Genomic DNA, 23,811 nt, shown 5'->3' on the forward strand with positions numbered 1-23,811 from the left:
GCCGACCGCCCTTAGGCCCGCATGCCCATGATGAGGCTGCCGGGACCGTCGGCCTCCGCGCCCGTGTAGAAGTCGACGACGGCCTTCTGCCACTCGTCCACGGACACGTGCTCGTCGCCGTCACGGTCCAGGGCGTGGAAGGCGGTGGTGGCCGACTCGTCCGACATCCCGACAGCTGCCTGGGACCGCTTGAACTCCTCCAGGCTGACGGCACCGTCGCCGTCGCCGTCCACCAGGGCGACATGCGCCTCGACCGACGGCCGCACCAGTTCGTCGAGCACCCCTGCCTCGCGTGCCCGGACGAGAGTGTCGACGAAGTCCTGCTCGGTGAGCTTCCCGTGCTCGTCGACACCCGCCATCTCGGCGAGGCGATCCCAGTACGCCCGTCCCCCCCCCGCAGCACGGCGGTGCCACGCGGCGAGTCAGGGCTCTCACCCATGCCGGCCAGCAGTTTCTCGGCCCGGCTCGTCACATCCGGCAGCTCCAGCAGACCGTCGCCGTCAACGTCACGAAGGCGCGGCCCAGCCTGGAGACGGGATCGGGGGATGGCTCAGTCGGCCTGCTCGTTCGCCTCCTTGGGCAGGCAGAACATCAGGACCCACATCAGGGCGAGGAGGCCACCGACCCACCACAGCACCGTGATGAACGCGTCGCGGTTGAGCGCGGCGTCGGGTGCGCCGCCGGTGGTGGCGAAGAACACCAGGGCGGTCAGCGCGGTGCCGAGGGCGATGCCCAGATGCATGACGGTGTTGAACAGGCCCGAGGCCGATCCGGCGTCCTCGTGCGGGACGCGGGCCAGCGACATGTCGGCGAGCGGGCCGCTGACCATGCCGAGGCCGAACCCGATCAGTACCACCGGAGCGGTCATCGCCGCCAGGGTCAACTCCGCCTCACTTGCGGTGGCCTGGATCCCGTAGGCGGCCATCGAAGCGAGCGTGACGAGGACTCCGACCTGGGGCAACCGACGGGCGAAGCGTCCGCCGCTCTTCGCCGTGACCGTCGCGCCGGCCAGTTCGCCGAGGGAGAGCAGTACGAAGGCCAGGGCCGCGTGGAAGGGGGTCATGCCCAGTCCGTGCTGGAGGTAGAGCGTCCAGGTCATGAAGAACAGCCCGCACAGCAGGCCGTGCATCAGCTGCGCGGCCATGCCGCCGGAGAATGACCGACTCCGGAAGAGGGACAGGGCCACGAGGGGCGCGGTGTTCTGCTTGCGCTGCTGATGACGCAGGAAGACACCGAGGACGAGAACGCCCGCGGCGAGCATCGCGAAGCACCACAGCGGCCAGTGACGCAGGTGCCCCTCGGTGAGGGGGAAGACGATCAGGACGACGGCCACCGCGGACAGCAGCATGCCGACGAGGTCGAGCCGGTGGGCCTTCCGCACGGACGACTCGGGGATGAACCGGCGCCCCAGGAGCATGACGGCGAGGCCGACGGGCACGTTGACCAGGAAGATCGGCCGCCACGACTGCCCGAACAGGTCCGCCTCGGTCAGCAGACCGCCCATAACAGGTCCCAGGACGTTGGCGAGGGACATGACGGCCCCGTACAGGCCGAACACCTTGCTGCGGTTCTGCCCCTCGAAGGTGACATGGAGGGTGGCCAGGATCTGCGGGATCATCAGGGCCACGCCCGCGCCCTGAACCGCGCGGGCACCGATCAGCACGCCCGGGCCGGTGGCGAGGCCGCACAGCAGTGAGGCCGTGGTGAACACGACGGTGCCGATGAGCAGGATTTTGCGCCGGCCGTAGAGGTCGCCGAGGCGTCCGCCGGTGATGAGCCCGACGGCGATGGGCAGTGAATAGCCGGTGGTCAGCCACTGCACCGCGGCCGGCCCTGCGCCGGTCGACTCCTGGATGGCGGGCAGGGCGGTGAGGACGACCGACTGGTCGATCATGTCCATCAGCTCGGCGCCGAGCAGCACCAAGAGAGCGATCCAGGCAGCCAGGCCCATCTTCGACAGACCAGGCGCGGGGCGGGACGGGGACCGGGTTGGAGGCTGGGCCGGGGACTGGGTGGTGTGCTGCGGCTCGTTGTCGAGCGCGGAGGAAGACACGACGGGACTCCTGATCCATGGGAGAGGAATCGGGGAGCACTGCAGACAGCCACACCGGGGCCGGACAACACGAAACCCGGGGCAGACGGCAGAGCTGCACCCGGGGAAAAGACAGAAAACTGCGGGGGGTGACGCAACTCAGGCCAGCGCGACGTCCGCCCCCGGACACGTGCGACAAGACAGCACGCGGGGAACGCGGACGACTACATGGCCTGGTTAATAGGTCGTCACCTCAAGATCGATACAGAAGGAACAGGAGCCTCGACCACCGTGGTATCCGACGCCGAAGCCTGATTACTCTACGACACCTCAAGGGTCCTCCGCACGTCGAATTGCGAAGGACCACAGCTGGGAGGTGCACGGGGTGGGCGAGACATGGACCGGCGTGAGGGAACGCGTGCTCGCGCTTCGGTACGCGCCGAACCGGCGAGCGGTGTTCGGCGCGTACTTCAAGGAGTCCGGGCACGAGTTCGAGCTCCGGCCGGTCCTGACCGAGGAGCAGGTGGACGCGGTGGAGCGGCAGCGCGGGGTGCGCTTTCCCGCGGAGTACCGGAGCTTTCTGCTCGAGGTGGGGGCGGGCGGTGCGGGCCCGGACTACGGGCTGTTCCCGATCGAGCCGCCTGAGCCCGGCGAGGCCGCGACCGCCCCGTCCTCCGCCCCGCCGTTCCGCCCCGAGGCCACGGCGGAGTGGGAGGAGCACCAGGCGGCGGAGCCCTACCGGTCGGCCTACGGCGACTCCGCCGAGGACGACGAGCGGTTCCGCGCCGCCCACGCCGCCTGGGACGAGCGCGACGACGAACTCCTCGAATCATTGGCCGACGGCGCGCTCTACGTGACCCATCAGGGTTGCGCCTATTACACGCTGCTGGTGTTGACCGGTCCCGAGCGAGGCACGATGTGGCAGGACGTCCGCGCGGCGGCCGAGGGCATGATCCCGTTTCGGTTCCTCGACAGCACGAACCGGGTCACGTTCGCCCAGTGGTACCTCCACTGGTTGACCCGCGCGGAACGGCTGGCGTGGCAGGCGCCGGAGAGCGCGGGGGAAACCGGCGCCTAGCCCTCTACCGCTTGTCGTCCTCCTTGCCGGTGACGATTCCGTAGGCCCAGTCGTCGTCGGTGTCCGCTTCGAGGGTGAGGGGCAGGACGGCCCGCACACCACGGAAGCGGATCGTCACGGTGACGTACTTCTTCGGGTCCACGGCGAAGTCGGCGGTCATCGGCCGCTGCGCCGCGTCACCCCACTTCGCCACCCACTTCCCCGCGGCCTTCTCGGCGTCCTCGCCGTCGTACGACAGCTTCGCCAGCCCCTCTTCGTCGTGCCGCTGGATGCGTACGAGGGCCTTCTCGACGAGGGCCAGGGCCTCCGAGGAGGGCTGCCCGGTCACGGAGAGGTCGAGGTCGGCTCTGCCGTCCTTGACGTGCGGGGGCGTGTGATCGGTCGTGCACGCCCCGAGCAGGAGGGCCGTGGTCGCGACCACGGCGGCACGTGCGACCGCGGCGGCGAGGGGGCGGCCCCGCCCCCGCCCGTATCGGCTTTCGCGTCTCAACTGCGCCTCCCGGGCCTGATGATGCTCACGGCCGTGATCTTCTTGGGCTTGAGCCACTGGCTGAGCGTGGTGTGGTTCTTGCTGCCGTGCTCGGTGATGGAGATCTGCCAAGGCGGAGCCCGGCGGAGGGGTGTCGTTCACCGATGCGGCAGGAAGGATCGCGGGGGCGCGGTCAGCCCCTTGGCGGTGAGCGTCATCCGCAGCGTGCCCGCCTCGGCCACGGCCTTCGGAGAGTTCAGGACCACGGACTGCTCGAAGCCGGTCCTGGTGGTGTCCACGATGAGGTCCGCGTGCGGCAAGGCGTCACGGTACGTGGCTTTGGTGCCGTCGATGCGCGGCGCGGGCAGCGCGCCGCGCCAGCCCAGCTCGACCCGCTGCCCCTTCTCCGTGGTCAGCGAGACCAGGGGCGTCGCGGCGGGCACGGCCTCGGCGGCGCGCAGGCGGCGGGTGGCGGCGATGTCCCTGCGCTCGGGCGTCGCCCCTGCCAGCGTCAACCCGAGCGGGTGCGCCTTGGGTCCGACCCGGCCGTCTGCCAGCTTGGCCAGGCCGATGTCCACGGAGGTCCAGTCCCCGTCATCGGCGCGGAACCGCACCGGTCCCGCGGCCTGGTCCTCGGTGAGCGTCCCGTCGGGATTGGCCCACACGGTCCTGGTCTCGGTGCGCTCCCCGACGACCTCGACGCGCTTGTCCGCGAGACGGGCCCGAAGGACGGCGGCGGTGGCGTCGTCTCCGGCCACCGGTTCGGCCACGGCGCCCCCACGCGCGGTGGCAGCCGCCTCGACTGCGGCGACACCCGATACGGCGCCCTCCACGACAAGCAGTCACGGTGGACTGGCCGTACGCCTTCGGGGCCCGCCATTGAGCGGCACAGCGTGGTCGCGGTGATGTGCAGCCGGAACCCACGGGTCGAGTGGTATCCGCGGAAGTACGGGGTGCCCACGTGGCTGCCCCCATGCCTATCCTCAGTCCGGAAGGCAGAAGCACGGGCGCAGGAGGTATCGCGGCATGTCACCGTCCATACTCACCGTCGGACTTGATCCCGCCCTGGTGGACGCCGCGCCCTCGTCGCGGGCGGCTTTCCCCGAGCTCGACGCCGAAACGGTCCGGGCCGGAGTGGCCGCCGAGCGGGCCCGGCTCCACGAGCTCGGATTCACCGTCGACCTCTGCCTGCTCGACTACGGTCGCACGGCCGAGGCGGTCTACCGCGCCGCGCTGTCCCGGAAGAACTACGACATCGTGGTGATCGGCGCCGGCATCCGGCTGGACCCGGTGCTGACCCCGGTGCTCGAGGTCCTGGTCGACGCCACCCGCGAACTGGCACCCGGCGCGAAGCTCTGTTTCAACGTGAGCCCGACGACGACGGTCGAGGCCGTCCAGCGGTGGTGGCCCGAACACAGGCCACTGGTCTAGCAGTTCCGCCGGATGTGCCCGTCAGCGCCGTCCCGGTCGACGGCGACCTGTGGACGCACTACGGTGCGACGGGCCCAGGCGTCTCGTCCGGCGAGGAAGGGGCGGGTGATGGTGACGCGCTGTTGCTCGGGCCGGCCGGTGGGGGAGTGTCGGCGGGGACTGAAGGGTCGTCGTGTGTGAGGAGTCGCGGCAGCAACAGGAGAACGGCTGCCAGTACCGCGGCCAGAAGGACTACCGCGGCCTTGCGCAGTCCGGGGTGGATGACCATCCGTACGCGGGTCGATGGCGCAGACGTCGGGCTCAGGGCGGTGACTTGGCCGGCCCGGGCGTACAGCGCCGCGCGGAGGCGGTCCTCGACGGCTGTCATGGCGTCTCCTTGAGTCTTTTGGCCAGGGCAGTGAGTGCCCGGCTCGCTGTGGACTTCACCGCGCCCCGGGACAGGCCCAGGGCTGCCGCGATGTCCGCCTCGGACATGTTCGACCAGTACCTGAGGACGAGAACCTCCCGCTGGCGCACGGTGAGCAGTCTCAGCGCGCGCAGCACTTCCTGGTGTTCTTCCTTGAGGAGAATCTCCTCTTCCGGTGGTGGTGCGGGGAGGACGCGCGGCGGGATGTAGGCACGCACGGTGCGCCTCCTGCGCAGGACATCCCTGGAGGTGTTGACCACGCTGCGCCGTACGTAGGCTTCGGGGTCGACGATGCGGTCGAACGCGTTGCCGTGACGTCGGTAGAGGCCTGCGAAGGCCTCCTGGACGACGTCCTCGGCTGTGGGAATGTCGTCGACAAGGAGGACGGCCAGGCGCACGAGGTCGAGCCTGCGGTGGCGGTACAGCATGTCGATGTCTCCCGAGGCCGTGACGGACGACCGGCCCGTGGGGTCCGATCTCCGTCCGCTCTGGGAGAGCCGGGCCAGGAGCCACCGCAACCGACTGGGCCTGACAGCGACTTCACCGGCGGAAACGGCTGCCATCAGTGCTTGTCCCTCGTGGGCGGGGCGGTGACGTCCGGACGCTTCGTGCGTCGGCCGTCATTCGGCCCGGGGCGCCGTGAGGACGTCGGGCGTCTGCCGCCATGGATGGTGTCCCAGCGGGCAATTTCTGGCATATGCGTCAACCTAGGTGCGTGACCGAGCGGTTCAGGGCTTTGAGGGGGCGTCCTCTACTGGGAAGGACGTGTGGGGCGTCAGCAGGTTGCAGTCCACCGCGCCGCGCGTACATGCGGTTGTGGCGTGGCCTGTTTGTCCGTCACCCGCTGCCGGAACGTCGATCGTCGCGGCCCGCAACCTCGGCCAGGTCCGCACGTCTGTGAAGGCGTAAGGGACGTTCCGAGCTGGTGCGGACGTGCGTGTCCGGTACGCGCGGGACACGTCGCCGACGGCGTGGCCGCGGTGAGGAAGCTGAGGGCTCCGCCGCTCCTCGTGGTGTCGCCCGGCGCCACCAGACCGGACGTCCAGGACGGACCCGTACTCACCAAGGGAGACATGATGAAGCGCCACAAGCGCACGAGGACTTCGGCTCGTCTGCTGGGCCTGTCGGCAGCGGTGCTGTCCGCCGGAGCAGCGGCCCTCACGTACACGGCCGCAACCGGCGCCGCGGCACAGACCGAGGCGGCGGGACGCGACGCGGTCCCTTCGTCCGGGGCCACCAGGATGGTGCGCTACGACCTGGGCAATGATGCCTGGCGACTGCCGCAGACCGGTGAACCGGGCGAGTTGACCGGGGTGGTGCACTACCCCGCAGATCTGGGCGCGGGGCGGCATCCACTGATCGTGATGCTGCACGGTCTGCACGACACCTGCGCCGACCGGAAGGCAGACGCAGCGCGCACAGCTGCCGAGCACGACGGTGATGACGCCGCGTATGAAGCTGCCAATGCCAAGCTGTCCGCCTGGCCGTGTGCGCCGGGAACACCGGCCCTGCCCAGCGAGCGCGGATACGACTATCTGGGCCGCAAGTTGGCCGCCCAGGGGTTTGTCGTGGTCTCGGTCGGCGCAAACGGCATCAACGCCTCCTCCGTGACAGGAGATGACAACGCTGCCGCGCGCGCGGATCTCATCAACCGGCATCTGGGCATGTGGCAGAAGCTCAGCTCCACGGGCAAGGGTGAACTGGCCGGGAAGTTCGCCGACCCGGCGACCGGAGCGGCGCGACGTGTCGACTTCACCCACCACGTGGACATGCGCCATGTGGGGCTCATGGGGCATTCCAGGGCCGGGGCCGGGGTCACCTGGCAGGCGGCCGACAGCCATCGGGGGCAGTGGCCCAAGGGCGTCGAGGTCAGGGCGGTGGCCGCTGTGGCGCCCGCCTACAACGTGATGACGGAGGACATGTCCAACTACACGATCACCAAGACCCCCTTCGCCGCCTTCCGAGGAACATGCGACGGACAGGTCGGCGGTGAGGCACTCTGGTTCGCGGCCGACGCGGCCAAGGGGAACCGGAGCGGCTTCTACCAATTCGCGATCCACGGGGCGAACCACAACTACTTCAACACGCAGTGGTCGCCGCAGAGCCGTCAGGTCGCCGCCTCCGACGACGCCATGCCGGTGGAAGGACATCCCGGGCAGTGCACTGACCGTGAGGGTGCGGCGCCGGCCAGACAGCTGACCGAGCCGCAACAGCGCCATGTCGCCGCCACGTATCTCGGCGCCTTCTTCCGCCGCCACCTCCTCGGCGACACCGAGCCACGGCTCCTCGCCCTTCATCAGGGCAAGCCGATCCCGCCAGTTCTCCAGGCCGACATCAACGCCGGATGAGGCCGAGGTCCGTGGCCGTGGCGACGGCGGCGGTGCGGGAGTCGACGTCCAGTTTCGCGTACATGCGGGCGAGATGGGATTTGACCGTGCCCTCGGTCAGGTGCAGCCGTGCGCCGATGGCCTGGTTGGACAGGCCGTCGGCGACCAGGGTGAGCACTTCGGTCTCGCGCCGCGTCAGGGCCGCGCCGGGGGAACGGAGCCGGTGCATCAGCCGGTCGGCGACGGTGGGCGCGAGTGTGGTTCGGCCTGCGGCTGCGGTACGTACGGCGGCGGCAAGGTCCTCGGGCGGGGCGTCTTTGAGGAGGTAGCCCGTGGCGCCGGCCTCGATGGCGGGCAGGGTGTCGGCGTCGGAGTCGTAGGTCGTGACGATCAGTACGCGGGGGGCTCCGGGCCGGGCGGTGATCCGGGCGGTGGCCTCGGCGCCGCCCATGCCCCTGCCGAACTGCAGGTCCATCAGGACGACGTCGATGTCGCCTTCGGCGGCGCGGTTGACGGCGTCCTCGGCGGTGGCGGCTTCGGCCGTGACGACGAGGCCGGGCTCGGTCTCCAGTACGGCGCGCAGTCCGGCCCGTACGACCGGGTGGTCGTCGGCCAAAAGCAGACGGATGGGTGCGTCGTCGGTCACGGGCGGTCCTCGGGCTCGGCGGCGACGGGCGGGGTGAAGGGCAACTGGACGGCCAGGGCGGTGCCGTGGCCGGGGTCGGACTCGATGGTGAGGGTGCCGCCGAGGGCCTGGGTGCGGGCGCGCATCGCGGCCAGCCCGAAGCCGCCGGTCTCGGGGTCGGGGGAGGGCAGGAGGGCCGGGTCGAAGCCGCGTCCGTCGTCGACGACGTCGAGGGCGACGTGCTCGTCGAGGCAGCTGAGGGTGACGTCGACAGCGCTGGCCTCGGCGTGCTGCACGGTGTTGGCCAGGGCGGACTGGGCGATGCGCAGCAGTGCGACCTCGTGCGCGGTGGTGAGCGGGGCGGGGTCGCCGGTGAGGTGGAAGCGTGCGGTGATCCCGTGCCGGGCGGACGTGGTGGAGCACAGGCGTTCCAGGGCGCCGGCCAGGGTGGTGCCTTCCAGCGTGGGCGGGGTGAGGGCGGCGACGAAGCGGCGGGCCTCGGCGAGGTTGTCGACGGCGGCCTGCCGGGCCTGGTCGACGTAGCGGGCCGCGTTCTCCGGGGCGTGGGGGAGCGCTCGATCGGCGGCGCGCAGCAGCAACTGGATGCTGGCCAGGCCCTGGGCGGTGGTGTCGTGGATTTCGCGCGCCAGGCGGTCGCGTTCGGCCAGTACGCCCGCGGTGTGCTGGGCGGTGGCCAGGTCGGCGCGGGTGGCGGTGAGTTCCTCGATCAGCCGGCGGCGGTGTTCGCTCTCCCGGTACAGGGCCTGATAACCCCACACCACCGCGACGGCCACGGCGGCGCCGAGGGCGGGGCCGATGGCCATGGCGGGGCTGAAGGAGTGCTGGTGGGCGGCGTAGCCCGCGATGGCCGCGGCGGCGGTGGCGGCCACGGCTGCCAGTGCGGTGCGGCGGGGCAGCAGGTGCAGCTGGAGGAAGTAGAGCGGAAAGGCCACCCACACGGCGTCGGGGGACAGGACCAGCAGCACCAGCCAGCAGGTACCCACCGTGCCCAGCCACAGGGCGGCGGCCCGCTGCGAGCGGCGTACGGACGGCAGCGTGGGCCCGGCCGCGTACACCAGACCGCACACGGCTGCCGTGGCGATGATCCATCCGGTGTGGGGCCCGTCGTCGGCCACGGCCCGGCCGGCGGTCAGGGCTCGGCCGGCGGCCAGGGCCAGCAGGCCGATGATCAGCAGGTGCAGGCACCAGGCCAGGGTCCGGGTGGTGGGGGTCAGGGCGGGGGCGGCGTTGTTCACAGTGCGTCCAAGGTTACGAAAGCCGACGTCCGCGGAGCCTCCATCAAAAGTTAGAAACCGGGTTCCGCCTTTCGGTCCACCAAGAGCCCTCCTGCGCCAGACGCGCGCACCCAGGGCCGGCGGCGACGGTGGAGGCATACCGCCCACCGCTTCCCACCGCCGGAAAGGACAGGCCAAGGCCGTGTTCGTCGCCTGGAGAGACCTGAAGTTCGCCAAGGGGCGCTTCGCCCTGATGGGGGCCGTCATCGTGCTGATCACCCTGCTGGTCGGGCTGTTGTCCGGGTTGACGGCCGGACTGGGCCTGCAGAACATCTCCGCGATCACGTCCCTGCCCGCCGACAAGATCGCCTTCCAGGATCCCGGCGGCGGTCAGGACCTGTCGTACTCCCGTTCCACCGTCACGCGGGCGCAGTGGAGGAAGTGGTCCGAGGCGCCCGGTGTCGAAAGCGCTGAGCCACTGGGGATCGCCACGACCAGGGCCACCGCGGCGGACACGAGCGCCGGGGTCTCGGTCTTCGGCGTCGAGCCCGGCTCCCGCCTCGCCCCGGAGGGCGACAAGATCACCGGTAGTACGGCGGTGCTGTCCACCACGGCTGCCGCCGACCTCGGCGTACGGGCCGGAGACTCCCTCACCCTGGCGGGCCGGCGGCTGAAGGTGGCCGCCGTCCAGGGGGACGCCCACTACAGCCACACCCCGGTGATCTGGGCCAGCCTGGACACCTGGCGCGAGACCGCCCCACCCACCGGCAACGACGACGGCCCGCCGGCAACCGCGACCGTCATCGCCTTGAGCGCCACCTCCGAAGCCGATACGGCGGCCACCGACCACCGGGCCGGCACCAAGACGGTCTCCACCGACGACTCGCTGTCCGCGATCGGCTCCTACGCCTCCGAGAACGGCTCCCTGCAACTGATGCGCGGCTTCCTCTTCGCCATCTCCGCCCTCGTCATCGGGGCCTTCTTCACCGTCTGGACCATTCAGCGCAGCGGTGACGTCGCCGTTCTCAAGGCCCTGGGTGCCTCCACCGCCGGTCTGCTCAAGGACGCGCTTGGCCAGGCAGTCGTCCTGCTCGTCGGCGGCACCATGATCGGCACCGGCATCGCCGCGGCCTTCGGCGCACTCATATCCGGCTCCGCCGTGCCGTTCCTCCTTACGCCCGGCACCGTCCTGGTCCCGGCGGCCGTGATCATCCTTCTCGGTGCGCTCGGGGCCGCCCTGTCCATCCGTCGCATCACCTCCGTCGACCCGTTGACCGCCCTGGGGAGCGCCCGATGAGCCTGAACCTGACCGGTATCACCCTCACCTACCCCGACGGCGAAACCCGCCTGACCGCTCTCGACCAGGTCAGTCTGGAGGTCGCCAAGGGCAGCCTGACCGCAGTGGTGGGCCCCTCCGGCTCCGGCAAGTCCAGCCTCCTCGCGGTCGCCGCCACATTGATCACCCCCGACACCGGCACCGTCACCATCGACGGTCAGCGCACCACCGGCCTCACCCGCGGGGAACTGACCGAACTGCGCCGCCACAAGATCGGCATCGTCTTCCAGCAGCCCAACCTGCTTCCCTCCCTCACCGCCGCCGAACAACTACAGGTCATGGCTCAGATCGACGGCCGTAAACCCCGCACCGCCCGCACCCGCGCGATGGAACTCCTCGACGCGGTCGGCCTCGCCGACCAGGCCCATCGCCGCCCTCACCAGCTCTCCGGCGGCCAGCGCCAGCGCGTCAACATCGCCCGCGCGCTGATGAACGACCCCACCGTCCTCCTGATCGACGAACCCACCAGCGCCCTCGACCATGAACGCGGCGCCGCGGTCCTCGACCTCATCACCCACCTCACCCACCAGCGGGCCACCGCCACGATCCTGGTCACCCACGACCGCGCGCACCTCAGTGCGGTCGACCAGGTCGCGGAGGTCCATGACGGACGGTTGGGCCTTACGTCCAGGACCGGGTAGGGGACAGGACCGGGTAGGGGGTCGGCTTGCGGGGCCCGGGGGCGGATGGTGACTCGACATGGGCCGTGGAGACGCCCCGGCACGCGGTGAGGTCAGCCCGTGGCCGCCCCAGCTCTCCCCGAAGTTCTCACCAACTTGCTGCACCAGGATGCGGTGCGACTGCGGCGTCGGCACTGATGACCACGGCGCCAGTGATCTTGTCGGCGAAGGTCTGCGCCTTGGGGTCCCAGCTCGCCCACAGCCAACCCAGGCAGAGCGCGGGGAAGTTGAGGAACTGGCAGAGCCGGCGGGCGAAGGCCAGGGATCCGCCCGGCGCGTGCCCGTCAGACGCTCGGACAACGCGGATGTCCAGGACTGTTTTGCCCGCACTCTGCCCGGTACGGCCCTCACGGATCGCTTGCACGATGCATGCGCCGATCATGTAGGCGATGCCCATCCAGCTCACGTAAAGGGCCGGGCCCTCACCGGTATTGCCATCCCCGATCACGTCAGCGGCCTCCATGAACAACCACAGCGGCCCGAAGTTGATCACGCAGTCCAGGAGGAACGCTCCTGCCCGCTGACCCCACCCCGCATAGGGCGTGTACTCCGGGTTCTGCGAGTGCGGGTACTGCGGGTACTGCGGGTAGGGCGTGTGCTGAGGGTGAGGGGACTGAGGGTGGGGGTATTGCGGGTACTGCGGGTACTGGCCCTGGGGGTACTGCGGATGTTGCGGGTACTGCGGGTTGAGGTACTGCTGCGGAGCCTCGGATATCGGCGGTTGTGCCGCCGGATAGCCGTACGGCCCTTGAGGCGTACTTCCCGGGGGTGGCGGATACGGGTAGGTCATGTCGTAACTCCTGGCCAGCGTGCATGTGTGACACAACGTCACCTCGCGGTCACACGCTACACAGGCGCTCACCGAGGCACTTCAGCGGGGAGCAGGAGCCGAAAAGCAGCAATATCTCCCTGGCGTGGGAGGGCCTGCACGAGCTCCCCCTGCTCTTCCCGTCCAGCCTCGTCTCCGCCCACCACGAGCGTCCGTCCAGCGCCAACGCCCGCAGGGGCACGACCATGAACGACGACATCCAGGACCTGATCTCCTGGATCAATTCCGGCTTCCGGTGAGCAGACGGCGCCGACGCCATCCCGGCCGACCCCTCCGGCCGCATCTACGCAACCCGCTTCCGCCGGACCCTGGCCCGGTTCATCGTCCGCAGACCACGAGGGCTGATCGCGGCCGCGCTGCAGTACGGACATGTGGATACGAAAGTAACGCTCAGCTATGCGGGCAATGAGGACCCCGCGTGGCTCCAGGATGTCGCCGTGGAGAAACTCGAATTGATCATCGACCAGATCGAGGAGGACGCACGCCGCCTTGAGTCCGGTGAGCACGTCAGCGGGCCCTCCGCCCAGGAATACCGTGACCGCGTCACACAATCCGCTCCCTTCGCCGGACGTGCTGTGGCGGGGGTACGCAACGCCGAGCGGCTCCTCGAACAAGCCGACCCGGCTGTTCACCACGGCCAGGGCATGACCTGTGTGTGGCGGGCCGCGACGGCTGTGTGCCGCAAGGCGAAGCTCGCCCTGGGCCTGCCCGGCGCTGACGCCCCAGATGAAGCCGACTGCCGATCAACGTGCGCGAATCTCCCGTACACCGACCGCGACATCACCGAGCTGCAGCAGGAACTCCTCCAGCTGCAGGCAGACGCCGCTGACCCGCTGGCCCCTAAACCGCGCCGGGACCGGGCCGCCGCCCAGGCCGCACAGCACCTGACCATCATCGAGCGCCACCGCGGCGGTGCGCCGGACCCCGGAAGAGGCATCGCATGACGAATCGACCCGCCCGAGACCGGGAAGCCGAGCGTGCAACATTGCGTAGTGCCGCGGACCGTCTCCTTGCCGGCACCCCACTGCGGTCGGAAACCGGGAGGCTCACGGCCACCGAGCTGCTGCGCGAGTCCAACCTGAGACGAGACGTCGCCTACGGCGACCACAGAAACCTCATCGAGGAGTTCCAAGCCCGCGTCAAAGCTCAGAACGCCACCCCGGCCGCCATGCAAGAACTCGCCGACCGGTACGGAGAGGTGAAAGAGAACCTGCCTGCCGTCACGAAAAAGGCTCGCAAACGAGCAAGCCGTCAGCGCCGCGTTGCGCCGGATCGTCGCCGAGCTCGACTTGGAGCTCGCGCACGCCCGGGAGCAACTTGAACAGTCAGGGACCATCACCCGTCTTCCCGCCGCACGTCGGCGGAACCGGTCCGGATGAGGTCCGTTCCGGGAGGGCTGGCACATGTTCTGGCCTCGGGGAACATCGGTACAGCGGGGTCGCCGCAACCAAGGTGGTATGCCCGGCCAACACCCTCCACCACAAGCCCATGGTGGCTTCGCCGTAGCGGTGCGGCGGGTCCGGGAGTCGGCGCGCGGCGGGGCTGTCCTACTCGGCCGGCAGACGGAGCATCGGTTCGAAGGCCGCGTCCTCCTCGCCCTCGACCGAAGGGAGGAAGCCGTCCGGGACAGTGCGGGCGGCCGTGGTGAGGAGGCGGGCCAGGACCTCGGGCTCGGTGGCCGGGGGGAGGCGGAGGGCGGCGAGGAGGCGGTCGCGGACCTCGGGGTGCTCCGGGTTGTCCTCAAGATAGTCGGCGTTGAGCTCGGGGGGACGGAAGCCGGCCAGGGCGTCGTGCCAGGAGGGCAGGACGATGGCCAGGGTCAGGGCCTCGGCGAGGGACTCCGCGATGAGGGAAGCCTGGCCCTCGGAGTCGGTGTAGAGGACGGGGCGGACACGGTCGGAGCCGGCCGGGCCGCAGAGGTAGTGGGTGCCTCCCGCGTTGCAGCCAGCCACGGGCTCCACCGGGAGACCGGTAGGCAGGGCGATCGACTCGATGGGGTCGGTCCGCGTGAGGTCGAACTCGCCATCGCAGGCGAGGTACGCCTCGACCTCGGGGTTGGCGGCGATCCGGCGGAACAAGGCCTCGTCGGAGAGGGCGGCCGGGTTGAGGCCGCGGGCGGCTTCGGGGGTCAGGGGGTGGCCCGCGAGGACGTGGCGGACGGTGTCGAGGGGGACGGGCCGCCCGTAGTCCTCCTCGAAGTGCGCCTGAACGGCCTCGGGGGAACGGTCGGTGAGGAGGCGGAAGAGGTGCCCGGAGCCGTCCGGGTCCGGGCTGCCCGAGGGGAACTCGATGCCCGAGCCGGTGCGCCAGGCACTGCCGCCGGTCTCCCACCACAGGCACGCGGTGACCCGCGGGGCGCCGAGGCCCTCGTCGACGAAGGCCGGGTCGTACAGGAGCGGGCGCAGCGCGGCGGGCACCTCGTCGATGACACCGGGCCAGACCTGTTCGTCGTCCGTGCCGTATGGGCTCATCTCCGACTCGTGGTCGAAGCCGCGGACGAGCACACCGGCCGGGGTGAAGAGGACGGAGAAGTCGTCACCCGAGCCGTTATCCATCAGGGCCGCCTCCGCCCCAGGCCCCCAGGCGGTGGAGAAGGAGTAGCGGGAGAACCGCGGGTCGCGGCAGATCGCCTGGTCCAGCACGGCCAGCGCGCGCAGGTGCGCGCGGAGCTCGGCGGGGTCCGGGAGGAGGGCGGCGGTCGTATGCACGGTGTCCATGGGCTCATGCAAGCAGCCGGCACTGACATCCAGGGCGGCAGTGCGGTCACACCCGCTCTCTCACTCAGGGAACGAAAAGCCCAGCTCACGCAGGCGGGGCAAGCACACTGCGAGGCATTGCTCCACAGACGCGGCATCGGTTCGCACAAGGACGTCCTCGCGCAGCGGCGCTCCACTGGCGACGAAGGTCCAAGGCTTGCCCCTCTCTGCCATCCGCTCAGCGTCGGCCTTGAACAGCACCGTTACGCCCTGTTCAGCCAGTGCTTCCATAATCGCGACGACATCCACCGGCACTAACCCCTCCCGAAGCGCTTCGAACGCGCCATCGGACAAACATACTCACTCCGGGCCAGACCCTGGACACCGCCCGCATGACCCAAAGTGACCGATCGGGGCGCTCTGAGCTGGAATACACGACACCTCAACATGCGAGCTCACCGGTCCCGAGGCCGTGTTCCAAGCAAGCCGACACCTCGTTGCCCGACAACGCATTTTGCCTAATGAACACCCGGAACGCACCAACTGCCCACCCTGCACGAGAAGGCCGGCCGTGCATCACCGTAAGAAATCCGTGAACCCCCGCAGGATCTCCCGGCCATGGGGACGGAATTCCAGGTGGGACTGGGAACCCATGACGCGGCCGTCGGCCGAACGCAGGAATTCCACGGGGGCCTGCGCAGACCTGCCGATCACTCGGAAACCCTGCGGGGCCTCGCGCAAGTAGAGGGTGTGGCGTTGGAAGAGCGTGACGGGTGAGCGTACGTGGGTGAAGAGCGGTTCGTCGGTGTCGACTTGGACGTCGCTGCGCCCCACCCGCTGGGGACCCGGGCAGAGACGGCCACCGGCGGCGACGGCGAGGAGTTGCATGCCTCCGCAGATTCCGAGGACCGGGACGTCCGTGTTCGCGAGGAGGTCGAGGAGGGGTGCGTAGTAGGCGAGGTCGTGCGCGCGTACTTTCGTTCCGCTCAGTACGACGGCCTGGTGGTGGCCCGCGAGCCGGGACGGCACGGATGCCGTGTCGACGACCGTCGTGGTGGTTCCCAAGTCGTGCAGTACTGCGCTGAGTTGGGGGGAGCGACAACGTACCGTTGTCGACGACCAGGACGTGCGGCCTGGGCACGTGTCCGTCTCCTCAGGCTCCTCAGGCTCTGGTGACGAGCGTTCCCGTACGAGTGGCGAGCAGGGCCGTGACCGTGTCGTTGCCGATGACGACGCGCGGGACGCGCCGGTCCAGCGCTTCGCACGCGGCACGCAGCTTTCCTCATCCCGCCCGTGGCGACGGTGTCCCGCATACGGATCGCGGCCTCTCGGGTGATGTGCCGCACCGGGCTGCCGTCGACACGCAGATGGGGGACGTCGGTGACGAGTACCAGGACCTGCGCGCCGGCCGCCCCGGCGATGGCAGCCGCCGCCCGGTCGGCATCGGTATTGACCTCTTGACCGGCCGCGTTGCGTGCCAGCGGGGTGACGACACAGACATGGCCCGGCCGCGCCCGCTCCAGGAGGCAGGTGTTCACGCCCGTGGGTGGACCGACGAGGTTCTCCCTCTCCACGAGCCGGTTCCCCTGCCACCACAGGCGTTCGCCCGGCCCGGCGCTGAGCAGCCCATCGCTGCCGAGCAGATGGTCCGCGGTCACCTCGCGCGCCACTCCCGGATACCACCGCTCATGGATGTGCGGGGTGCGGATACGGAACGCCCCGCTGAGGTCGATCACCGCGGGCACCCGGTCGGTGAGCAGGGCGGCGAGGTTCGCGGAGACTGCCGCGGGGGTGGCTAGGAAGACGACGTCGAGTCGGTCGGCGGGGGCCTTGGTGGCGGGCTGGATGGTCGGGCCGGGCTCCCGAAGTCCGGGATGCAGTTCGCCGACGCGCAGGCCGGCGCTCGCGGAACCGCCGGCGAAGGTCAGCTCCAATTCCGGGTGGTGTGCGAGCAGCCGGACGAGTTCCCCTTCGGCGAGCCCGGAGACGCCGATGACGCCCGCCCGGATCACCGGACGGCCTCTCGTACGCGGCGTGTGACGGCCGCGGCGGCATCGGCGCCGGTCGCCGTGGCCAACGCCCGGAAGGCCGGGGCGTGATTGACCTCGTTGACGACGTAGCCGTCGGCGGTGCGGAAGAGGTCCACTCCGTAGAGACCCGGGCCCAGCGCGGTCACCACACCGTCCAGGATCTTGCGCAGCTCCGGGTCGTCGGCCAGGGGCCGGCAACGGTTGCCCAGTGCCGCGTTGGTGCGCCACTCGCCGGCCTCGGCGGTGAACTCGACGGCCCCGAGCAGGGAGTCGCCCACGACGAGAGCGCGCACCGAGTCGGCGCCCAAGTACGGTTCAACCAGGCATGCTTGTTCAAAGGCGTGACCGAGGTCCTCGACGTAGTCGTACACGGAAGCAGCGGCGTCGGCGTGCCGGAGCAGTGTCACCCTTCTGCCCATGCCGCCGAAGACCGGCTTGAGGACCAGGGGCAACGGCAGCTCCTGCAGCGAGCGTTCGAAGTCCTTGCGGGACAGGACGAGCCGAAAGTCGGGGGCAGGGATGCCGGCTGAGCGCAGGACGGCGCGTAGGGCCGCCTTGTTCTGGCACGTGTGAATGGCGCGGCAGGTGTTCATGGTGGGTAGCCCCGCGCTCTCGGCGAGGGTGGTGATGAGACCACCTCGTGTGTAGCTGCGGCTGCGTACGAGCAGCGCGTCGTAACCGGCGAGGGAGGGGAGAGAGGGGTCTCCCAGGCACAACGCCTCGTCGTTGACCCACTCCAACCGAAACCCGGCCGCAGGGGCCGCGGCGATCAGCCGGCGTTCCTCCCAGCCGACGCGGTCCGCGGCCAGCGCGACGACAGGCGCCATGTCACTGGCCCCAGTCGCGGAGCCGGGCCTCGACCATGCGCAACGTCACGCGACCGGCGACGATTTCCTCGATGCGGAGGGTGAGCATGCATTCGGGGCAGGCGAGGGTCTCGCCCGTGCCCATGGCCGGCATCGTCAGGTTCGTCTCGCATTCGGGGCACGTACCGGCGAGCGTGGCGGGCGTCATGGGACCTCCGGTCGTCGTGTGCGGTTCAGGCGGTCGGGAAAGCGGTGGCGGCCGTGCGGATCGCGTCCCGGTCGAGCAGCGGGTAACCGTCCCTTCGTTGGCGTTCGAGGAGCCAGGAGGTGAAGGCGTCGAGTTCCACGGCGATGTCCGTGTCGGCCAGCGCCCAGGCGATCAGGCCGGGAGTGAGGCGACTGCGGACGCTCAACCGGCGCCGGTTCCCCACGAGTTCGGGCGGCAGGGTCTCGTAGGCCTCGGGGTGGCCGAGCTGACCCGTCAGTTCGTAGGCGAACGAGTGAGGGGTGGTGGGGCCCGGCTGGAAGGCGTCGCCCAGACGGGCACTGCGCAGCGTGAGCGCCGTGAGCTCGGTGAGATGGGTCAGGTCGAAGCGGTCGTCCGCGTGCAGGACGCGCAGCGCGGTGAGCAGTTCCGCCAGCGGAGTGTTGCCCCCGCGCTCGCCGATGCCGCCGACGGTCGCGGAGATCCACCGGGCGCCTCCCCGTACGGCGGCGAGGGAATTGGCGACGGCCATGCCCAGCATGTTGTGCGAGTGGACCTCGATCTCTGCACCGTCGATCGCCGCGAGTCGGGTGACCGTGTCCTCCATCTGCCAGGGCGAGAGGCAGGCGACGGTCTCGGCGAGCCGGAAGCGGTCGGCGCCGGACAGGAAACCGGACGTTGCGTAGGGGACGAGCCGATCGGTGGGGGTCCGCGCGCCGTCCTCCCCGCTGAAGGTGACGTGGAAGCCGCGTTCCTTGGCCTGATGTATCGCTGAACGCGCCAGTGCCTGGGCGAACTTGAGGCTGGTGGTACCGAGTTTCAGCTGCGCGTGCCACTCGGAGGTGGGGAGGGAGCACATGATGTGCCGCACGCCCAGTCGCTCGGCCTCCCGCAGGGCTCCGGCGACCTGGTGGCGATCGCGCACCACGACGAGCGACATGCTGCGTTCGGGGCCGACGCTCTCATGGACGGCGAGGATGAGCTCGGCATCCCTGGCCCCCGGGCCCGAGATCATGCCGACCTCGACCAGTTCGACGCCGGTCGCCACCAGCAGGCCCGCGATGGTGGCGGCGTCCTTCGGGCCGAATTCCACACCCGCCAGGTGCGCGGAGTCCCGCAGCGTGGCGTCGGATATGTGCGGCCGCTCCGGCGCACTGCGCGGCGATCCTGTGGTCACGTGCTCCACCCCTTCGGGCCGACAGCGGTCACGTGCTCGTCGATCGAAGCTCGTTGCGTACGGGGGTACATGGGAAACCCCGCGTATGAGACGCCGTTACGAGATGAGACACCCTTACGAGATGAGACCTGGTGCGGAGGAACCGTTCAGGCACGCGTCCGCACTGAGGAACCACTGGACGCGGGGGGTGCCCTCACTCCAGGTCCATGAACGACTCCAGTCCCAGGGTGAGTCCGGGGGCCGAGCCGACGCGGCGTATGCCGAGCAGGAATCCCGGCGTGAAGCAGGCCCGGTCGGTGGAGTCATGACGGAGCGTCAGCGTCCGCCCGTACCGCCGAAGATGATGGTCTGGTGAGCCACGAGCCCGCGGGCCCGCACCGCGTGGACCGGGACCCCGTTCACCTCCGCACCTCGGGCGCCGGGGAGGGCGGTGGTCGTGGCGTCCGGCTGATCGGGAACTCCCGCCTTGCGGCGTGCCGCGGCGATCAGTCGCGCGGTGCGGACAGCGGCTCCGCCGGGTGCATCCGCCTTGTCGGGGTGGTGCATCTCCATGATCTCGACGGACTCGAACCAGCGGGCCGCGTACTGGGCCAGCCGCGTGGTCAGCACCGCTCCGACCGAGAGGGGGCCGACGATCATTCCGGTCCCGGGTGACGTGGCGAGTCGCCTCCGCAGGATGTCCAGGCGCTCATCCGTCACGCCGGTCGTCCCGACCACCGTGTGGATGCCGTGGCGGACGCAGAACTCCAGGTGTTCCATGACCGAATCCGGGTGGGTCAGCTCGACCACGACCTGTGCCCCGGAGCGGGTGAGACGCTCCAGGGGGTCGTTCCGCCCCAGGGCGGCGACCAGCCGCATGTCGTCGGTGGAGTCGACGGCCCTGGCGACCTCACGCCCCATGCGGCCACCGGCGCCGATCACCCCAACTCTGATCGCGGTCATCCGCCCTCTTCCCTTTCGGCTGCCAGCAGGATGGACGCGTGCACTGAAGCCCCTTCAACACGGTTGTGCCGGGCCTGTCTCGGCTCGCCTCTCCGAAATCGGCAGCCGCGGATTATCAGGGCCCCACCATCCGGCCCGACAGCAGTCCCTCGTCCGCCTCGACGCTCTGCCCACCAGTCGACTCGCAGAAGGCTGCCCGCCGACGGCTGAGATCATCCGACGAACCGGGGGCGCTGCCGGAACTATGGCGGAAATGGATCCACGGCCGGGGAAAGGTCTCGCTGAGCGCGCCGGCCCCACCGTCACCCTGTCGCTCGCCTTGGCGAACTGGGCAGCGGCGAGGGCGACCGTCCGACCGGCCCACACGGATAGGTGCGGACCGGCCGAACTGCCAGGGCGCAGCCGGGACTTCGCGCGCTCCCTTTACTCCGGCCGCAGGCTAAGTACGAGGTCGCGCGGCAGGCCGTGCGTGTCGTGGAGGTAGTGCAAGTCCTCCTCGTCGAGCGGGCCTTGGAACCGGGGGCGGGTCAGGATCCGGCGGCCGCGTTCCAGGAGCCGACGGAACCGCCGCTCTTCCTCGAGCAGGATCTCGCGTACGGCCATGGGGTCCATGTCCTGCCGGAAGTGATCGAGGGTGTGCCGGATCAGCTGGTCCGGCAGGTCACCGAGGGTGCGGGTGGGGTCCTCGCGCCACAGGACGGTGAGAAGCCGCCGCATCAGCCGACGCAGCACGTAGCCGCGGCCTGTGTTGCCCGGACGGACCCCGTCACCGATCACGACCACGGCCGACCGCAGGTGATCGGAGACGATCCGTTGCGACGTTTCGTCCACGTCCCACAGTCCCGGTACGAGCAGACGCCAGAGACCGAAGACGTCGGACTCGAACACCGACGACGTGCCCTGGAGCAGCGAGACCAGTCGCTCCAGGCCCATACCGGTGTCGACGTTGCGCTGCGGCAGCGGCACGAGCGAACCGTCGTCGAGCCTGCGGAAGCGCATGGTCACGTGATTCCAGACCTCCACCCAACGCTCATCCTGGGTGGGCGTCGACTGCGGCGGGGTGTCACCGGTCCACAGAAAGATCTCCGAATCAGGACCGCACGGTCCCGTCGGGCCGTTGTCCCACCAGTTGTCCTCGACGGTCAGCTCCACCGGAACCCCGACCTCTCCCCACACCTCCAGGGAGGAGGTGTCAGGGCCGACCCGGTCGTCACCGCCGAAGACCGTGGCGTGGATCATCCGTGGATCGATGCCGAAGCCGTCCGTGAGGAGGTCGTACCCCCAGCGAAGACTCTGCGGCCCCTCGTAGTCGCCCAACGACCAGCTGCCGAGCATCTCGAAAACGGTGAGATGGGTCGGGTCGCCCACTTCCTCCAGGTCAGTGGTGCGGAGACAGCGCTGCACGTTGACCAGCCGCCGGCCAAGCGGGTGCGGTCGTCCTTCCAAGTACGGGGTGAGGGGGTGCATGCCCGAGGTGGTGAAGAGCACGGAGTCGTCGCCGGGCGGTGGCATCAGGGTGGACCCGGTGATGCGCCGGTGCCCGCGCTCCTCGAAGTACTCGACGAACGTCCGGACGACGTTCTCGGTGTTCACGGTGGGTGTGGTGAGCGTGGTGGGTTCGGTGCGGATGGTGGGGTCGGTGTTCACGGCGGGTTCGGTGTTCATGGTGTGGCTCCTTCACGCGTACGAGCGGGGAAGGCGCCGGACAACGGTCCGCACGAACAGGGAATCGCGGCAGGTGAGGGGCCACGGGATCATCGGCGGGCCGTTTCCGGTCGCCGATGGAGAGAAAGACGTCAGGCGGCGGCAACCGGCGAGCTGGTCGCTCGCGCGGCTGCGGTGGAGCGGGTGAGCCTCCACGGGAGGCGTCGGCCGATGACGTTCATGCCTCCGACGGTAACGCGCTCGGTCCACCGAGTCACATGATTTTTTGGAGCGGGACCGGGACCGGGACCGGGGACCTGGGGAGGGCAGGGGCCGGACACTCCGTTCCGCCCCCTAACCACCGCCCCCAGCCCCGGTCACCCGCACCATCGGGCCCATCCGCCCCTACCGGACGAGTTCCGCCGGCACGTTCAGGCGCGTCAACTTGCCCGGGTTCGCCACCGCATAGATCCGGGTGACCTGCCCGTTCTCCACCACGACGCTCACCGCGGCCACGCGACCGTCGAGCTCGATCCGCCCGGCAGGCGCGCCGTTGAGCGAGACGAGCGACACGAGCCGGCCCGGGCGGGCGAGAGCCGCCGCCACCACCTCGGCCCCGTGGACCGGCACCAGAGCGGCGTGCGCGAGCCCACCGCCGTCGGCGACCAGGACCACGTCAGGTGCCATGACCTCCATGAGCTCCTGTATCTGGCCGGTGCGCAACGCCGCCATGAAGCGTTCGACCACGGCCCGCTGTTCCGACGGGCTCACCCGAACCCGTGGCTGCCGGGCCGCCACGTGCTCGCGGGCCCGCCGAGCGGTCTGACGTACGGCCGCCGCGGACTTTCCGACGGCGTCGGCGATCTCGCCGTACGGCATGTCGAACACTTCACGGAGCACGAACACGGCACGCTCCGTCGGCCCGAGCGTCTCGAGGACGGTCAGCATGGCGATCGAGACGCTCTCCGCCAGCTCGACGTCCTCGGCGACATCGGGACTGGTCAGCAACGGCTCCGGCAGCCACTCGCCCACGTAGTCCTCGCGGCGCCGCGACAGCGTGCGCATGCGGTTGAGCGCCTGCCGCGTGACGACCCGGACGAGGTATGCCCGAGCGTCGCTCACCTGCTCCTGGTCGACGGCGGCCCACCGCAGCCAGGAGTCCTGCAGTACGTCCTCCGCGTCGGTCGCCGAACCGAGCATCTCGTACGCGACGGTGAACAGCAGGCTGCGGTGGACGACGAACGGATCCGCGGTCGTCATGAAGCCGACGTTACGTTGCTGCTGGGCTGCCCGGGACGTACGGCCAGCGGAATCTCGCAGGCCTCGGAGAAACCCTGCGACGAGATCCCGTGTGCCGTGTTGTTCCTGGTCGACATGTTGGTGAAGGCGATGAATCCGGTGAGCTCGACCATGGCCGTCGAGCCGAGCCGGTCGAGCAGGCGCGCGTACAGCTCGTCGGTCACGGTCGGCGGCGTGTCCGTCATGGCCTCGGCGTACTCCAGAACGTCCCGTTCCAGCGGGGTGAACGCGTCCGAGGTCCGCCAGCACGGCACCTGACTCGCCTTGGCCACGTCAAGGTTCTGGTTCTGTGCGTGGAAGTAGTTGATGTCGAGGCACCAGCTGCAGCCCACCTGGGCCGCCACGGCCATGTGCGCGAACGTCTTGAGACTCTCGTCCACCGTGTTGCACTTGGCCACCTCGCCGGCGAACTCCGAGGTGGCGTTGCCGAAGGCGGGATGGTGCCATGCCACCTCGACGGGCTCGGGAACGGCACCGAACCGCTCGGTCATGGTCTTGCCGAGCTCGGCGGGGAGTTCTGCCTTCGCGATGCGTAGCGTCATGGTGTCCTCCTGAATCCCGGCA

General features: G+C 69.9%; 24 protein-coding genes and 2 pseudogenes. 7 read left to right on the forward strand and 19 right to left on the reverse strand.

Annotated features, from left to right (window positions below):
- Positions 1-11: 11 nt before the first annotated feature.
- Positions 12-359 carry an EF-hand domain-containing protein gene (locus ACFYO9_RS30380; RefSeq protein ID WP_358776506.1) on the reverse strand — a complete coding sequence of 116 codons (348 nt, stop codon included), beginning with the start codon at positions 357-359 and terminating at the stop codon, positions 12-14.
- Positions 360-550: 191 nt separating this feature from the next.
- Positions 551-2,053 (reverse strand): MFS transporter, encoded by a 1,503-nt coding sequence (locus tag ACFYO9_RS30385; RefSeq protein ID WP_358776508.1) that lies wholly within the window; start codon positions 2,051-2,053, stop codon positions 551-553.
- 364 nt (positions 2,054-2,417) lie between these two features.
- Here ACFYO9_RS30385 and ACFYO9_RS30390 point away from each other — a divergent pair, with 364 nt between their 5' ends.
- A complete protein-coding gene (locus ACFYO9_RS30390; protein ID WP_358776510.1) occupies positions 2,418-3,110 on the forward strand; it encodes an SMI1/KNR4 family protein in 693 nt (230 codons plus the stop codon).
- 4 nt (positions 3,111-3,114) lie between these two features.
- On the opposite strand, the gene ACFYO9_RS30395 is transcribed toward ACFYO9_RS30390, so the two are convergent.
- Positions 3,115-3,600: a hypothetical protein gene (locus tag ACFYO9_RS30395; protein WP_358776512.1), complete on the reverse strand. Its 486-nt coding sequence runs from the start codon at positions 3,598-3,600 to the stop codon at positions 3,115-3,117.
- A gap of 137 nt (positions 3,601-3,737) precedes the next feature.
- Entirely contained in the window at positions 3,738-4,349 is a 612-nt protein-coding gene (locus tag ACFYO9_RS30400) for a hypothetical protein (protein ID WP_355815387.1), read from the reverse strand.
- Positions 4,350-4,605: 256 nt separating this feature from the next.
- Between ACFYO9_RS30400 and ACFYO9_RS30405 the strand changes: the two genes are divergently transcribed.
- A complete protein-coding gene (locus tag ACFYO9_RS30405; RefSeq protein WP_355815384.1) occupies positions 4,606-5,010 on the forward strand; it encodes a hypothetical protein in 405 nt (134 codons plus the stop codon).
- A 363-nt stretch (positions 5,011-5,373) separates the two neighbouring features.
- Here ACFYO9_RS30405 and ACFYO9_RS30410 read toward each other — a convergent pair whose 3' ends face one another.
- Positions 5,374-5,979, reverse strand: coding sequence for an RNA polymerase sigma factor (locus tag ACFYO9_RS30410; protein WP_388666712.1), 606 nt, complete (start codon positions 5,977-5,979; stop codon positions 5,374-5,376).
- A 678-nt stretch (positions 5,980-6,657) separates the two neighbouring features.
- On the opposite strand from ACFYO9_RS30410, the gene ACFYO9_RS30415 reads away from it, so the two are divergent.
- Positions 6,658-7,764 (forward strand): alpha/beta hydrolase, encoded by a 1,107-nt coding sequence (locus ACFYO9_RS30415; protein WP_358776514.1) that lies wholly within the window; start codon positions 6,658-6,660, stop codon positions 7,762-7,764.
- Here the strand turns inward: ACFYO9_RS30415 and ACFYO9_RS30420 are convergent.
- Complete coding sequence (locus ACFYO9_RS30420) at positions 7,751-8,389, reverse strand: response regulator transcription factor (protein WP_358776516.1); 639 nt, start codon at positions 8,387-8,389, stop codon at positions 7,751-7,753. The genes ACFYO9_RS30415 and ACFYO9_RS30420 overlap by 14 nt on opposite strands.
- Entirely contained in the window at positions 8,386-9,624 is a 1,239-nt protein-coding gene (locus ACFYO9_RS30425; RefSeq protein ID WP_358776518.1) for a sensor histidine kinase, read from the reverse strand. The genes ACFYO9_RS30420 and ACFYO9_RS30425 overlap by 4 nt, the downstream gene beginning before the upstream one ends.
- A gap of 181 nt (positions 9,625-9,805) precedes the next feature.
- Here ACFYO9_RS30425 and ACFYO9_RS30430 point away from each other — a divergent pair, with 181 nt between their 5' ends.
- Together ACFYO9_RS30430 and ACFYO9_RS30435 are read left to right on the forward strand one after the other, a co-directional pair.
- Positions 9,806-10,900 (forward strand): ABC transporter permease, encoded by a 1,095-nt coding sequence (locus tag ACFYO9_RS30430; RefSeq protein ID WP_358776520.1) that lies wholly within the window; start codon positions 9,806-9,808, stop codon positions 10,898-10,900.
- Positions 10,897-11,580, forward strand: coding sequence for an ABC transporter ATP-binding protein (locus ACFYO9_RS30435; RefSeq protein WP_358776522.1), 684 nt, complete (start codon positions 10,897-10,899; stop codon positions 11,578-11,580). The genes ACFYO9_RS30430 and ACFYO9_RS30435 overlap by 4 nt, the downstream gene beginning before the upstream one ends.
- 127 nt (positions 11,581-11,707) lie before the next feature.
- Here the strand turns inward: ACFYO9_RS30435 and ACFYO9_RS30440 are convergent, their stop codons facing one another.
- Entirely contained in the window at positions 11,708-12,409 is a 702-nt protein-coding gene (locus ACFYO9_RS30440; protein WP_358776524.1) for an RDD family protein, read from the reverse strand.
- 23 nt (positions 12,410-12,432) lie between these two features.
- Here ACFYO9_RS30440 and ACFYO9_RS30445 point away from each other — a divergent pair, with 23 nt between their 5' ends.
- Positions 12,433-12,687 (forward strand): hypothetical protein, encoded by a 255-nt coding sequence (locus ACFYO9_RS30445; RefSeq protein ID WP_358776526.1) that lies wholly within the window; start codon positions 12,433-12,435, stop codon positions 12,685-12,687.
- A 132-nt stretch (positions 12,688-12,819) separates the two neighbouring features.
- Positions 12,820-13,392: a hypothetical protein gene (locus tag ACFYO9_RS30450; protein ID WP_358776528.1), complete on the forward strand. Its 573-nt coding sequence runs from the start codon at positions 12,820-12,822 to the stop codon at positions 13,390-13,392.
- 603 nt (positions 13,393-13,995) lie between these two features.
- Here the strand turns inward: ACFYO9_RS30450 and ACFYO9_RS30455 are convergent.
- The 11 genes and pseudogenes from ACFYO9_RS30455 to ACFYO9_RS30505 all read right to left on the reverse strand — a co-directional run bounded on the left by ACFYO9_RS30455 (position 13,996) and on the right by ACFYO9_RS30505 (position 23,789).
- On the reverse strand, positions 13,996-15,165 hold the full coding sequence (locus ACFYO9_RS30455; RefSeq protein ID WP_358776529.1) for a hypothetical protein: 1,170 nt from the start codon (positions 15,163-15,165) through the stop codon (positions 13,996-13,998).
- A gap of 60 nt (positions 15,166-15,225) precedes the next feature.
- Positions 15,226-15,498, reverse strand: coding sequence for a hypothetical protein (locus ACFYO9_RS30460; protein WP_358776531.1), 273 nt, complete (start codon positions 15,496-15,498; stop codon positions 15,226-15,228).
- 222 nt (positions 15,499-15,720) lie between these two features.
- Positions 15,721-16,209 (reverse strand): gamma-glutamyl-gamma-aminobutyrate hydrolase family protein, encoded by a 489-nt coding sequence (locus ACFYO9_RS30465; RefSeq protein WP_358776533.1) that lies wholly within the window; start codon positions 16,207-16,209, stop codon positions 15,721-15,723.
- 97 nt (positions 16,210-16,306) lie between these two features.
- Positions 16,307-17,156: pseudogene (locus tag ACFYO9_RS30470) on the reverse strand (hypothetical protein).
- Positions 17,153-18,001, reverse strand: coding sequence for a RimK family alpha-L-glutamate ligase (locus ACFYO9_RS30475; RefSeq protein WP_358776537.1), 849 nt, complete (start codon positions 17,999-18,001; stop codon positions 17,153-17,155). The pseudogene ACFYO9_RS30470 and the gene ACFYO9_RS30475 overlap by 4 nt, the downstream one beginning before the upstream one ends.
- 1 nt (position 18,002) lies before the next feature.
- Positions 18,003-18,188 (reverse strand): lysine biosynthesis protein LysW, encoded by a 186-nt coding sequence (locus ACFYO9_RS30480; protein ID WP_358776539.1) that lies wholly within the window; start codon positions 18,186-18,188, stop codon positions 18,003-18,005.
- 25 nt (positions 18,189-18,213) lie between these two features.
- A complete protein-coding gene (locus ACFYO9_RS30485) occupies positions 18,214-19,362 on the reverse strand; it encodes an isopropylmalate synthase (RefSeq protein ID WP_358776541.1) in 1,149 nt (382 codons plus the stop codon).
- Between the two features lie 193 nt (positions 19,363-19,555).
- A pseudogene (gene dapB, locus ACFYO9_RS30490) lies at positions 19,556-20,304 on the reverse strand (4-hydroxy-tetrahydrodipicolinate reductase).
- Between the two features lie 423 nt (positions 20,305-20,727).
- Positions 20,728-21,897 (reverse strand): alanine--tRNA ligase-related protein, encoded by a 1,170-nt coding sequence (locus tag ACFYO9_RS30495; protein WP_358776583.1) that lies wholly within the window; start codon positions 21,895-21,897, stop codon positions 20,728-20,730.
- Between the two features lie 456 nt (positions 21,898-22,353).
- On the reverse strand, positions 22,354-23,208 hold the full coding sequence (gene sigJ, locus ACFYO9_RS30500; protein ID WP_358776543.1) for an RNA polymerase sigma factor SigJ: 855 nt from the start codon (positions 23,206-23,208) through the stop codon (positions 22,354-22,356).
- Positions 23,205-23,789: a carboxymuconolactone decarboxylase family protein gene (locus tag ACFYO9_RS30505; protein WP_358776545.1), complete on the reverse strand. Its 585-nt coding sequence runs from the start codon at positions 23,787-23,789 to the stop codon at positions 23,205-23,207. The genes sigJ and ACFYO9_RS30505 overlap by 4 nt, the downstream gene beginning before the upstream one ends.
- Positions 23,790-23,811 lie beyond the last annotated feature (22 nt).

Origin of the sequence: Streptomyces sp. NPDC005863 (genome assembly GCF_042871345.1) — a bacterium.
Lineage (GTDB): Bacteria > Actinomycetota > Actinomycetes > Streptomycetales > Streptomycetaceae > Streptomyces.